This is a genomic window from Pseudoalteromonas sp. KS88 (assembly GCF_004766475.1).
Taxonomy (GTDB): Bacteria; Pseudomonadota; Gammaproteobacteria; order Enterobacterales; family Alteromonadaceae; genus Pseudoalteromonas.
In genome coordinates this window covers 1-13,218 of sequence record NZ_PYHV01000008.1, presented here as the reverse complement: position 1 = coordinate 13,218, position 13,218 = coordinate 1, and the positions used below count along the sequence as shown (strand labels likewise).

Sequence of the window (13,218 nt, the reverse complement as noted above, 5' to 3'; positions counted from 1 at the left end):
AGCCTTTAGTAAATTTAGAGTCTAAATTAAAGATTATCTAAAAAGCGCTCTGCGTCTAATGCTGCCATGCAGCCGGTACCAGCAGAGGTAATTGCTTGGCGATAAATGTGGTCAGACACATCACCAGCTGCAAAAACACCCGGTACGCTTGTTTGAGTTGCGTTGCCGTTTAAGCCTGATTCAACAACTAAATAGCCGTCTTTCATTTCAAGTTGGTCAACAAACATGTCGGTATTTGGTTTGTGACCGATTGCAATGAATACACCTGCTAAATCAAGTTCCTCAGTGGCATCTGAATTTGCATCTTTAATACGAATACCAGTTACGCCCATTTGGTCGCCAAGTACTTCGTCTAGTGTGCGGTTGTAATGCAGAACCACATTGCCGTTTGCTGCTTTTTCAGCTAGACGGTCCGCTAGTATTTTTTCACTACGGAAGCTGTCACGACGGTGGATAACATGAACTTCATCTGCAATATTTGATAAATAAAGCGCTTCTTCAACGGCTGTATTACCACCACCAACTACCGCTACTTTTTGGCCTTTATAGAAAAAGCCGTCACAAGTAGCGCAGGCTGACACACCACGACCTTGGAAGTTTGTTTCAGACTCTAAACCTAGGTATTTAGCTGACGCGCCGGTTGCGATGATTAGCGCATCACAGGTATATGTACCTTGATCACCTGTTAAGGTAAATGGACGTTTTGACACATCTACTTTATTGATGTGGTCAAACACGATTTCAGTTTCAAAACGTTCAGCATGCTCTTTCATACGGTCCATAAGTGCAGGACCCGTTAAACCATGAGCATCGCCAGGCCAATTTTCAACTTCAGTTGTCGTTGTAAGTTGTCCACCTTGCTGCATACCTGTAATAAGTACAGGGTTTAAATTAGCACGTGCTGCATAAACCGCTGCAGTGTAGCCTGCAGGGCCAGAGCCTAAAATTAATAACTTACAATGTTTTGCTTCACTCATGTTTTATATCCTAAACGTTTTTATAGCGTATTAATGTGCCCGATTTTAAGAGAAACAAGGGGGAAGTAAATAAAAGCGCTGATTATTTTTTTGAGCAAATCACACAGCTGTCAAATATTGTGTACTAGGTGTGTACAAAATGACGGTTTTGTATGAAATATAAACTATTTAACCACTAATAATCTAACTACTATCGTTAATTCATGACCAAATTGATTTTTTTTGGTATGTTTTAGCTAATTTTGATTTGTGACCCTAAAGTAGGGTGACCTAAATGAATAGGCAACTATGTTATTTTGGCAGGAAAAACCCGCATTTGGGTTGACTTCAAAAGACGTTAACGTCTTAACCAATGCACAACAATATCGAACACAATTACTTGCTTTAATCGCGAGCGCACAAACACGTATTTATATTACTGCGCTTTATTTGCAAGACGATGAAGCAGGACGCGAGGTTCTTGAAGCTTTACATCAAGCATCATTAGCCAATCCGGATCTAGAAGTTAAAGTACTTGTGGATTTTCATCGTGCCCAACGCGGATTAATTGGCGCTGCAAAGTCTGACGGGAATGCGAGTTTATATTGTGATTATCAACAAAAGTATCAATCGAATGTGCAAGTTTATGGTGTACCAGTAAAAGCCAAAGAATTGTTCGGTGTGCTGCACTTAAAAGGCTTTGTTATTGACGATACATTGCTTTATAGCGGCGCAAGCTTAAATAATGTGTATTTGCAACATAGCGAGCGATATAGGTTAGATCGTTATTTTTTAGTGAAGCAAGCTCCTTTATGTAATGCCGTTGTCGATTTTATTGAACAGGAATTACTTAGTTCAGAAGCCGTACCGCGTATTGACACGCGACCACTGACTAAATTTAATGATATTAAACTCGCGCAAAAGCAACTTATGCGTACATTAAAGCAAACGCAATATGAACATGCCGAAAAAGAAAATGATCAACCACTGGGTGTGAGGTTATTTTTGGGGCTAGGGCGTCGTAACAATGAGCTTAATAGAGTAATTAAAGCATTATTTGATACGGCTGAGCGAGAGCTTGTGCTTTATACCCCATATTTTAATTTTCCTGCTCCATTAATGCGTTCGCTAAGGCGTTTATTAAAGCAGGGGAAGGAAGTAACAATTGTGGTGGGCGATAAAACTGCAAACGATTTTTATCTGCCCCCTAGTGAACCTTTTAGTAAAATTGGTGCATTACCGTATTTATATGAGACTATTTTACTTAAGTTTTTAAAATCTCAGAAGCGTCATATTACAAATGGCAACTTAAACGTCTATTTATGGAAGCATGAAAGTAACTCATTTCATCTGAAAGGGATTTGTGCTGATCGCCAATATCATTTATTAAGTGGTCATAACCTAAACCCACGTGCGTGGGGCTTAGATATTGAAAATGGCATTTTCTTAGAAGACCCACAGCAATCTTTAATGCCTGCTATTGATAATGAAAAAGCAGAAATACTTAAACATTGTCGTCGTTTAAATGGGCCTGAAGATTTAGAAACGATGGAAGACTACCCTCAACCTGTTAAAAAGTTATTAGGGCAGGCTAAGCGGGTAAAAGTCGACTTTATAATTAAGCGCTTTATCTAACTTAGCTTAGGTAGCGAGGTATAAAAAAAGCAGCTAAATTAGCTGCTTTTTTAATGCTTATACCTTAATAATGACTCAGGTATAAGCGGTAAAATACTAGTTACGCATTTTCTACCGCAGTGCGTGGGTCAACATATTCCATGTTGAATGCTTCAGCTACTTCTTTGTAAGTCACTTGGCCTTTAATTACGTTAAGACCTTTAAGGAAGTTAGCGTCATCTAACAATGCTTTCTTATAACCTTTGTTTGCAAGGTTAATGATGAAAGGCAATGTTGCATTGTTAAGTGCAAATGTAGATGTACGTGGAACAGCACCCGGCATGTTAGCAACACAGTAGTGAACAACTTCATCAACGATGTAAGTAGGATCAGCGTGAGTAGTTGCTTTAGAAGTAGCGATACAACCACCTTGGTCGATTGCAACGTCAACAATAGCAGCGCCAGGCTTCATTGCTTTGATGTGCTCTGCTGTTACAAGCTTAGGTGCAGCTGCACCTGGGATAAGAACGCCACCGATCACAAGATCTGCTTCTAGTACGTGTTTTTCAAGTGCATCAGCTGTTGAGTAAATAGCTTTAACTTTATTACCAAACTGTGCGTCAAGTGCACGTAGTACATCGATATTACGATCAAGTACTACAACATCAGCACCTAGGCCTACAGCCATTTGTGCTGCGCTACGACCAACCATGCCGCCGCCGATAACAACAACTTTAGCTGGCTCAACACCCGGTACGCCACCTAATAACATACCGCGGCCGTGGTTTGATTTTTCAAGTGCTTGTGCGCCAGCTTGAATAGACATACGACCAGCTACTTCACTCATAGGAGCAAGAAGTGGTAAACCACCTCGAGAATCAGTGACTGTTTCATAAGCGATACAGATTGATTTGCTCTTAACAAGGTCTTCAGTTTGTGGAAGATCCGGTGCCAGGTGAAGGTAAGTGAAAAGAATTTGGTCTTCACGTAGCATTGCACGTTCAACAGCTTGTGGCTCTTTTACTTTTACAATCATTTCTGCTTTAGCGAAAACATCAGCAGCTGTTGGTAGAATTTCAGCACCAGCAAGGGTGTAGTCTTCATTAGTAAAACCAATGCCCATACCTGCATTAGTTTCAACAATCACTTGGTGGCCGTGATTTACTAATTCACGAACACTCGCAGGAACCATACCTACACGGTATTCATGGTTTTTAATTTCTTTAGGTACACCAATAATCATAATCTTTGCCTTGTTGGAACGGGATAAAATTTTTCACTATTATATTCATCATAAGCCAGTGTGTCTCACCTTTTTTAAGGTGCAATCTAGTGATATAATCTAAATATAAAGTTTAAACAGTGTAAAAAACTAGTTAGCCCCATGCATGAATTATTAGACCGAATTGACCGTAAAATTTTAATGGAATTACAACTTGATGGACGTATTTCTAACGTTGAACTGGCCCGACGAGTTGGTCTTAGTGCCACGCCCTGCCTAGAACGCGTAAAAAAACTTGAACGCGAAGGTTACATTGTAGGATATAAAGCAGTTGTTGACCCAGCTAAGTTAGGACAGGGGTTATCGGTGTATGTTGAAGTGACCATTACTAAAACATCGCCAGATGTATTTGATGAATTTAGCGCGGCGGTTAAAAAGCACGATGAAATCATAGAATGTCATTTGGTATCAGGTAATTTCGATTTTTTACTTAAAACACGCGTTAATGATATGTCAGAATACCGTGGCGTGCTTGGTGATATACTTTTGAAGTTACCTAATGTCAGTGAAAGTCGTACATATGTTGTGATGGAAGAAGTAAAAGGTGAGCAGGGCGTCATCATTCGCCCCTATATCGCTTAAATCGAAAAAGCCGTTCATAATCGGCTAAGCAGTTAGTGTATATGATAAAGTGCAACAAAAAGTATTTCCTGCTAAGGTATTCTATTGCTGGGCAATGAAGATACTGAAATAAGAAAAATGAGGAATAGGGAATTATGCGCCTAAACGGTGTACAAAGGCTATTAGAAACAGGGCTAATTATCAGCAGCTTTGCTGCAATATTCATATTATGTGCATTAATTAGCTTTGATCCTGCGGATCCTTCATGGTCGCAAACAGGTGAATTTCATCAAGTAAATAATGTAACAGGCGCCGCAGGTGCTTGGATAGCTGATATTTTATTACTCACCTTTGGTTGGTTGGCTTATTTAGTGCCTGCTGCAATTCAAGTATTTGGCTATTTATTGTTCAAACAACCTCATAAAATTTTTCAGCTTGATTACACCACGCTTGCGTTAAGAGTGATTGGCTTTGCTTTATTTATTACCTCTGCCACAGCAATTAGCAGTATAAATTTTGACGATATCTATAACTTTTCATCGGGTGGGGTAGTAGGAGATGTAATTGCGGGCGCTATGATGCCAGCGTTTAACTTCACCGGTACATCTATACTGTTATTGTGCTTCTTTTTTGCAGGTTTAACATTGCTTACGGGTGTATCCTGGGTGCAGTTCGTTGACTTTTTGGGCGATTGGGTGGTCCGAATTTACAAGTATATTGTGGCTAAAATTAGTGGTTGGCTAAATCGTGAGCGTGAAGCCATTGAAGCAGATGACGAAGTAATTGCAGATGAAACTCAAGCGCAAACCAACGCGATTACATATAATGATGCTCCCAAAACAGAGCAATCCCCAAAACGTTTTACAGCAGATCAAATGCAGAGCCAGCCACAGCATAATGCGTTTGATGATCTCGATGATATTCTTGACCAAGAAATTAACTTTAGCGCCATAGATGATGAGCCAATGGATACTGCTGCTGCATTAAACGCACTGGATCAAAGCCATGTGGCTGAGCCTGAAAAACCAGTTACAACGGTTGTTTCACCAGCAAGACCTATGCCTAAGCCAAAAAGCACGTATCAGCCACCACCTACAGCGAAAGAAAAGTTTGAACAATTACTCGATGAAGAGCCACCAAGTGCGCCGTTGCCAACCCTTGATTTGCTCGACAGACCTGACAAAGCGAAAAACCCAATTTCGCCTGAAGAGCTTGAAGCTGTATCGCGTTTAGTTGAAACCAAATTACTTGATTTTAATGTACAAGCAGCGGTAGTCGGGGTATACCCAGGCCCTGTAGTGACTCGTTTTGAGCTTGATTTAGCGCCTGGTATTAAGGTGTCTAAAATCACCGGCCTTGCTAAAGATTTAGCCCGTTCATTATCAGCTGTGAGCGTGCGTGTTGTTGAAGTCATCCCAGGTAAAACCTACGTGGGGATTGAACTGCCAAACAAACACCGTGAAATAGTGCGTTTATCTGAAGTTATTGACGCCCCTAAATTTGAACAAAATCCATCACCGCTAACTATGGTACTTGGTAAAGACATAGCGGGTGAGCCAATTTGTGCCGACCTAGGCAAAATGCCGCACTTACTTGTAGCGGGTACAACTGGTTCAGGTAAGTCAGTGGGCGTTAATGTGATGATATTAAGCTTACTGTATAAATCAGGCCCTGATGATGTGCGCATGATCATGATTGACCCGAAAATGTTGGAACTTTCAGTCTACGAAGGTATCCCACATTTACTGTGTGAAGTTGTCACAGACATGAAAGAAGCAGCCAATGCGCTACGGTGGTGTGTGGGCGAGATGGAACGTCGTTACAAATTAATGTCAGCGTTAGGTGTACGTAATTTAAAAGGTTATAACCAAAAGGTAATGGAAGCCAAAGAAGCGGGTTACCCAATTCTTGACCCATTATTTAAAGACACCGACGGCATGAAAGAAGGCCCCGATGAGCTTGATAAGCTGCCAAGCATCGTTGTTGTGATTGATGAGTTTGCCGACATGATGATGATTGTTGGTAAAAAAGTGGAAGAGCTGATTGCACGTATTGCACAAAAAGCGCGTGCTGCGGGTATTCACTTAGTACTGGCAACGCAGCGCCCATCGGTTGATGTAATAACGGGTTTAATAAAAGCGAATATACCAACGCGTATGGCGTTTCAGGTATCAAGTAAAATTGACTCGCGTACCATATTAGACCAACAAGGTGCAGAGAACCTACTCGGTATGGGTGACATGCTGTACTTACCGCCAGGCACCAGCGTACCTGTGCGTGTACACGGTGCATTTGTAGATGACCACGAAGTACATGCGGTGGTTGATGATTGGAAAAAACGTGGTAAACCAAACTACGTAGACGAAATACTTAACGGCGATGCCACAGAAGAAATTTTACTACCGGGCGAAGCCAGCGAAAACGCGGATGAAGAATCAGATCCGCTTTATGATGAAGCCGTATCATTTGTGATTGAAACCGGCAAAGTGTCGGTTTCGAGTGTACAACGTAAGTTGCGTGTAGGGTATAACCGCGCAGCGCGTTTAGTCGAGCAAATGGAAACGTCGGGTATTGTGAGTGCACCAGGACATAACGGCGCTCGCGATGTTTTAGTGCCCAATAGTGGAGCAAATTAAATGAAGAAACTTAAATATTTAGCAGTTGCGATAAGTTGTGTTTTATCTACAACAGCAATTGCCAGTGACAGCCAAGCACTACAAGACAAACTTGCCGAATTAAAAAGCTTTCAAGCGCAGTTTGTACAGCAAGTAAATGACGACCAAGGTGAGTCAATCATGCAAGGGAAGGGCAATATTGCCTTACAACAACCTATGATGATCCGCTGGCAACAAGCCAGCCCAGACGATACGTTGTTTATATCAAATGGTGATAAAACCTATTACTTCGACAGCTTTGCTGAGCAAGTGACTATCATGAACACAAACAGCTTGATTGATTCAACACCGTTTGTGTTGTTAACTTCAAAAGACCCAGCACAATGGCAAAAGTACCAAGTTAAAGCAACTGAAGCAGGCTTTAGCGTGACACCAAACAAAGGCATTGAAAGCCAAGTTGAACAGCTCGATATTGTATTTGCACAAGACCAAACAGGACTTGAAAAACTACTGGTTAAAGACAGCTCAGGGCAATCATCTACCTTTACCTTTAGTGATACCAAAGTGAATGAACAACTAGCCAACGAAACGTTTGAATTTACCATTCCTGAAAACGTTGAAATAGACGACCAAAGCCAAGGCGAATAATTACAGTGAGTAATTTAGGCTTTAATTTTTCTCCTGATGTGCGCCCGCTTGCGGCGCGTATGCGGCCAACAAATCTTGAGCAATATATAGGGCAGCAGCATCTATTAAGCCAAGACAAACCATTATACCAAGCAATCTTAGCAGGGCGCTGCCATAGCCTTATTTTATGGGGTCCACCGGGCGTGGGTAAAACCACCCTTGCACAAATTATAGCGAACCACGCAGATGCCGCGCTGATACAAATGTCGGCGGTAACGGCCGGTATTAAAGATATTCGCGATGCAGTTAGTGAGGCGCGCAATAACCTTGAAGGTCGTGGGCAACGCACATTGTTGTTTGTTGATGAAGTACACCGCTTTAATAAATCTCAGCAAGATGCTTTTTTACCGCATATTGAAGATGGCACCTTTATATTTGTTGGCGCAACCACAGAGAACCCGTCGTTTGCATTAAATAATGCGATTTTATCTCGTGCCCGCGTATATGTGCTTAAATCCTTACAAGAAGCCGATTTACATTTAGTTATTGAGCGCGCGCTTGCCAACGATGACGAGCTGAGCACAAAAACCATTACCCTGGCCGATAACGCTAAAAAAGCACTGTGCCAAGCCAGTGATGGCGATGCCCGTAAAGTGCTTAACTTACTCGAACAAGCGATTGATTTAACTACACAGAGCAACGGCCAATATTTAGTGGATGAACACGTATTGAGCCAAGTATTGCCCACACATTTAGCCAAATACGATAAAGGCGGCGATGAGTTTTACGATTTGATCTCGGCGTTTCATAAATCAGTGCGTGGCAGCTCCCCTGATGGCGCTTTGTATTGGTATTGCAGGATACTCGCCGGTGGTGGCGACCCGCTTTATGTGGCAAGACGTTTATTAGCCATCGCGACAGAAGACATAGGTAACGCCGATCCACGTGCTATGGAAGTGGCCCTCAATGCGTGGGATATTTTTCAGCGTGTCGGGCCAAGCGAAGGCGAACGAGCAATTGCTCAAGCAACGATATATTTAGCCAGTGCACCAAAAAGTAATGCTGTTTACATGGCGTTTAATAAAGCCAAAGCGGATGCGCAAAATGAACCAAGTTACCCTGTGCCTGAGCATTTACGTAATGCACCTACTAATTTAATGAAAGACTTAGGCTACGGCGCTGAGTATCGTTATGCGCATAATGAAGAAGGCGCGTTTGCTGCCGGAGAGAAATACTTTCCAGAGCAAATTGCCGACACCCAATATTATTTTCCAACCGAGCGCGGACTTGAGCAAAAAATTAAGCAAAAGCTTGATTACCTCAAAGAGCGAGATCAGCAAAGTGATATAAAGCGCTATGACAACACTTAAGCTCTACCTCATGATTGCAGCGGGTGGGGCGTCTGGTGCCTGTTTGCGCTTTTTTATTAGCGAAACCATGTTAAAACTGCTAGGAAGGGGATTCCCTTTTGGCACGTTGGCGGTTAATATTCTGGGTTCATTGTTGATGGGCGTATTATACGGTTTGATAGAGCGCGAAATTATCACCGTCAGCCCCGCCAAATCCCTTATCGGAATTGGCTTTTTAGGTGCTTTGACCACCTTTTCGACATTCTCAATGGATTCGTTGTTGCTTTTGCAACAAGGCCACTTTTTAAAAATGGTCCTCAATATCGTCTTAAATGTGACGGTGTGTATTTTTATGGCTTGGCTGGGCCTTCAGCTGGTAATGCAAAAAGGTTAAAAAACTAACATGTTAGATTCTAAATTATTACGTCAAGATATCGAACAAACAGCAGCGCGCCTAGCAGCACGTGGCTACGAGCTTGATACAGCGACTGTCAGCGCACTTGAAGAAAAACGCAAAACACTGCAAGTAAAAACACAAGAACTACAAAGTGAGCGTAACAGCCGCTCCAAAGCGATTGGCCAAGCAAAAGCCAAAGGCGAAGACGCACAACCATTGCTTGATGCAGTAAGCAGCCTAGGTGCTGAGCTCGATAGCGTTAAAGCTGAGCAAGACGCTATTTTAGAAGAGCTAAAACAAATTTCTTTAGCTATTCCTAATTTACCCGACGAGTCAGTACCAGCGGGTGCAGACGAGTCTGAAAATGTTGAAATTTCAACATGGGGCGAGCCTAAAAAGTACGATTTCGAAGTTAAAGATCACGTTGATTTAGGCCAAGATTTAAACGGCCTTGATTTTGAAATGGGTGTTAAAATCACCGGCTCTCGTTTTACTGTTATGCGCGGCGCAACGGCACGCATGCACCGTGCGCTAGTACAATTTATGCTAGACACCCACACGGATAAAAACGGCTACACAGAATTGTATGTGCCGTATTTAGTTAACCGCGACAGCCTATACGGCACAGGTCAGTTACCTAAATTCGCTGAAGACTTATTCCATACCAAAGGTTTAGTAAACGATGACGGCGAAGAGCAAGAAGGCTTTAGCTTAATTCCTACAGCAGAAGTACCCCTGACTAATAGTGCCCGTGATGAAATCTATGACGAAAAAGACTTACCAATTCGTTTAACTGCTCACACGCCGTGTTTTAGAAGTGAAGCGGGCAGTTACGGCCGTGATACCCGAGGCCTTATCCGTCAGCATCAGTTTGATAAAGTAGAGCTTGTACAACTTGTAAAACCAGAAGATTCAATGCAAGCACTCGAGGAGCTAACAGGTCACGCTGAGCAAATCTTACAAGCGTTAGAGCTGCCATACCGTAAAGTGATTTTATGTATGGGTGATATGGGCTTTGGTTCAGCAAAAACCTACGATTTAGAGGTATGGTTACCGGCACAAGATACGTACCGCGAAATCTCATCATGTTCAAACATGCATGATTTCCAAGCGCGCCGTATGCAAGCACGTTTTCGCCGCGAAGGTGAGAAAAAGCCAGAGTTATTACATACACTAAATGGCTCAGGTTTAGCGGTTGGCCGTACGCTAGTAGCAATACTTGAAAACTACCAACAAGCCGACGGTTCAGTTGTTGTTCCAGAAGTACTTCGCCCGTACATGGGTGGACTGGAAGTGATTAAATAAGTTTATTTAAGCTATAGAGCTGTAAGTCGTAAGCTTTAAGATAAGCCGCTGTTTGTTACAAACAGCGGCTTTTTTTTTGGGGGGGTCGTTAGTAATTTAGTAAGAGTAAAGTTAGCGAGCTGTGAGATTAACTCGGTCTGAAACTCACCGCGTAGGAATCGGCTTTAGCCATGATTTGCCGACGCTGATATGGAGATTATGTTTGCCATGATGGATCAAGCTCATCTGTAGGCGTGCTTTAGTGCTTAAATTTATATAGGAAACTTATGCTTTAAATTGTGTGCCTTGCGCTACATTTTGCGAGTTTACTAAATGGTTTAAATATAATTCCACTTAAGTGTCTTCCATAGTGCTTGGGTGTTGCATATTATTAAAACGGGTATAGGCAGCTATCCAAAACAGATAAGCTTCAATAGTGCTCTTTGCATACCGCTTGCTATACATATGATCCTTAATCATGCTTAAAAAAAGAGATTTCATAAATAATATTTAATTTTTAAATGGCACTGTATGTATAGACAGTTGTTTGTGTTTTGTCCAATAACATTATTAAAAGTCGTTTTGGTGTATTTTAGCAGCGGTAATTTTATAACATACGTAATAGTCTGTTTACATTGGATTAGTTTAGTGGAATTATGGAGCAATGTAATATACGCCGTTTTGGGGTGTTATAAACCACCAAAATGGTGTTCAATAAGTTGTTATATGCACTTGAAGTCAGGAGTTAAAATTGACCTATGAATTTCCAGAGGAACTAGAGTTTTTTGAAAGAGGCTTTGGTTATTCTAGTGAATATGATCATGATGAAGGGCAGTTTTCATTCCTGATGGATTATGATACTGGTGAAAAATTAATATTTACACATTCACCGTTTGGTAATAACTCAGTAAATGTAAGACTATTTCAGGGTACAGAATTAGTATTTCATATATACAAAGAAGAAGTTACTGACATTACTTTTCAGGCTTGGGATGGAGAACAGGTGTTAAGAGTATATTTAGTCGATGACTTTAATAATTTCTTAATTTACTTTAACCCGAAACCAAGGCTTAAATATTGCGAGCCTAATATGTAATTGTGCATATAACAAACGCATCAAAAATGACGTCAAATGCTTGGCTGGCGCTCATTCTTCGCTAATTTTAGCCAAGCATTATCCGCATTTTATGCGGGCGTTATGCAATCAATCGAGGCACCTGTGAAAATTAGAATATTAACGTTCCTTACACTTATGTTTGTTTTTGTACCATTTTCAAATGCTGATGGGGATCTGGGCTACCAAGGTAAAAACAACGATGGTTTAAGCCCTGAAGATCTTTTGTCACAGCTAAAATCTGATGGCGAAACACTAATCAGGATGGAACGTGACTGGACTGTCGCCACTTCAAATAAACTTCGGGTCATTTGGAGCTTCCCTCCAGAGCAGCATCCAGCCTATCCTTCTTTTGTTAAGAGAGAGGTGATTGAAAAAGATGGTTCGGTATATATGGAAACTAGTGTTAGATGCGGAGCTGAAAAAGTAGAATGTGACAAACTCGTTAAAGACTTTATTGAGCTAAATAGTCACATTAAGAATGCAGTAAACTCCAAGTAATTTGCATAACAAACGCAGTAAATCGGAACGGTTTTAAGCCGGTTTCGCTGCGCTTCACCAACTTAAAACCGTCCGTTTCTGCGGGCGTTATGCCTCAAGTGAAGTCGAGTAAATGGAAATAATGAGCACTAGCGACCTAATAAAAATTGGCGGTCTTATCCTTACGGCGATAGCGATTCCATTTTTTAGGCATCTATATCTTAAATATATTGAAAATAGGCCTTCTATTTTCTTTGAGGAGTTTGATAAAGCTTTTGTTGATCTAAATGACCAGCTGGATGTGTCTAACATACTAAAGAAAGACGGAAAGCTCACGACGAAAAGAATCAGGCATGCACATGAAGTCATTTTTCGTAAAGAAAGCTTTAAGTCAGGCGTATATCGGGATTCTGATGTTGAAATACTGATGCCTGTTGAGACGCAGCCTCATATGGAATATGGAACCGTTCATGTAAGCAGTCAAATTAGTGGCCTCACTAAAGGATCCAAAACTCTTTACAAAAAGGAGGTTTCGGTTGCTTTGGAGAGAAGTGTAAAAATGTGGAATAAATGGATCACTAAACGAAAGGGGTTAGGTGGAGGGTCAAAAATTGATCTAGCATCACGCTTCCATACATATTTTATGATTATACATCCTTTCACTGATGGGAATGGTAGATTGGGGCGTCGCTTATTAAGCGAACAGCTATCATTTCTGTTAGAGAAGAATATCGAGTTTGAACCTGAATCTAAGCTTTACTATGAGGCTATATATAAAGCTTCATGTGGTGATGAAAAATCACTTAAAAAACTTATTTCTGAGTCTATCTCAGGAACTGAGGAACAGGCATAACAAGGCAATGGTTCGGAATTTTAAAAGCTCCGGCTTCGCCTCCACTTTTAAAATCCGCACATTGCGGCGTTAGGTTTCTCCATGAA

13 protein-coding genes are annotated in these 13,218 nt (G+C 41.4%); 10 read left to right on the top strand and 3 right to left on the bottom strand.

Translation table 11 applies throughout. The annotated features are described in order from the left end of the window. Window positions 1-26: 26 nt before the first annotated feature. A complete protein-coding gene (gene trxB, locus C7Y70_RS05490) occupies window positions 27-977 on the bottom strand; it encodes a thioredoxin-disulfide reductase (RefSeq protein WP_087533738.1) in 951 nt (316 codons plus the stop codon). A gap of 288 nt (window positions 978-1,265) precedes the next feature. Between trxB and pssA the strand changes: the two genes are divergently transcribed. After that, window positions 1,266-2,591, top strand: coding sequence for a CDP-diacylglycerol--serine O-phosphatidyltransferase (gene pssA / locus C7Y70_RS05485; protein WP_135473683.1), 1,326 nt, complete (start codon window positions 1,266-1,268; stop codon window positions 2,589-2,591). Window positions 2,592-2,691: 100 nt separating this feature from the next. Here pssA and ald read toward each other — a convergent pair whose 3' ends face one another. Continuing rightward, on the bottom strand, window positions 2,692-3,813 hold the full coding sequence (gene ald, locus C7Y70_RS05480; RefSeq protein WP_135473682.1) for an alanine dehydrogenase: 1,122 nt from the start codon (window positions 3,811-3,813) through the stop codon (window positions 2,692-2,694). A gap of 141 nt (window positions 3,814-3,954) precedes the next feature. Between ald and lrp the strand changes: the two genes are divergently transcribed. The 6 genes from lrp to serS all read left to right on the top strand — a co-directional run bounded on the left by lrp (window position 3,955) and on the right by serS (window position 10,706). Further along, window positions 3,955-4,434, top strand: coding sequence for a leucine-responsive transcriptional regulator Lrp (gene lrp, locus C7Y70_RS05475; RefSeq protein WP_099294105.1), 480 nt, complete (start codon window positions 3,955-3,957; stop codon window positions 4,432-4,434). Between the two features lie 134 nt (window positions 4,435-4,568). Then, window positions 4,569-7,049 (top strand): DNA translocase FtsK 4TM domain-containing protein, encoded by a 2,481-nt coding sequence (locus C7Y70_RS05470; protein ID WP_135473681.1) that lies wholly within the window; start codon window positions 4,569-4,571, stop codon window positions 7,047-7,049. Then, a complete protein-coding gene (gene lolA / locus C7Y70_RS05465; RefSeq protein WP_099294101.1) occupies window positions 7,050-7,676 on the top strand; it encodes an outer membrane lipoprotein chaperone LolA in 627 nt (208 codons plus the stop codon). A 5-nt stretch (window positions 7,677-7,681) separates the two neighbouring features. Continuing rightward, window positions 7,682-9,025, top strand: a complete 1,344-nt coding sequence (locus C7Y70_RS05460) for a replication-associated recombination protein A (protein ID WP_099294099.1) — start codon at window positions 7,682-7,684, stop codon at window positions 9,023-9,025. Further along, a complete protein-coding gene (gene crcB / locus C7Y70_RS05455; RefSeq protein WP_135473680.1) occupies window positions 9,012-9,398 on the top strand; it encodes a fluoride efflux transporter CrcB in 387 nt (128 codons plus the stop codon). The genes C7Y70_RS05460 and crcB overlap by 14 nt, the downstream gene beginning before the upstream one ends. Before the next feature lie 9 nt (window positions 9,399-9,407). Further along, window positions 9,408-10,706, top strand: coding sequence for a serine--tRNA ligase (serS, locus tag C7Y70_RS05450; RefSeq protein WP_135473679.1), 1,299 nt, complete (start codon window positions 9,408-9,410; stop codon window positions 10,704-10,706). Between the two features lie 333 nt (window positions 10,707-11,039). Here the strand turns inward: serS and C7Y70_RS05445 are convergent, their stop codons facing one another. Next, window positions 11,040-11,165 (bottom strand): phage integrase N-terminal SAM-like domain-containing protein, encoded by a 126-nt coding sequence (locus tag C7Y70_RS05445; protein WP_280953823.1) that lies wholly within the window; start codon window positions 11,163-11,165, stop codon window positions 11,040-11,042. A 271-nt stretch (window positions 11,166-11,436) separates the two neighbouring features. Here C7Y70_RS05445 and C7Y70_RS05440 point away from each other — a divergent pair, with 271 nt between their 5' ends. The 3 genes from C7Y70_RS05440 to C7Y70_RS05430 all read left to right on the top strand — a co-directional run bounded on the left by C7Y70_RS05440 (window position 11,437) and on the right by C7Y70_RS05430 (window position 13,132). Further along, complete coding sequence (locus C7Y70_RS05440; protein WP_135473677.1) at window positions 11,437-11,781, top strand: hypothetical protein; 345 nt, start codon at window positions 11,437-11,439, stop codon at window positions 11,779-11,781. Window positions 11,782-11,817: 36 nt separating this feature from the next. Then, window positions 11,818-12,300, top strand: a complete 483-nt coding sequence (locus C7Y70_RS05435) for a molecular chaperone DnaJ (protein ID WP_245321371.1) — start codon at window positions 11,818-11,820, stop codon at window positions 12,298-12,300. 112 nt (window positions 12,301-12,412) lie between these two features. Beyond that, a complete protein-coding gene (locus C7Y70_RS05430) occupies window positions 12,413-13,132 on the top strand; it encodes a Fic family protein (protein WP_135473676.1) in 720 nt (239 codons plus the stop codon). Window positions 13,133-13,218: the final 86 nt, after the last annotated feature.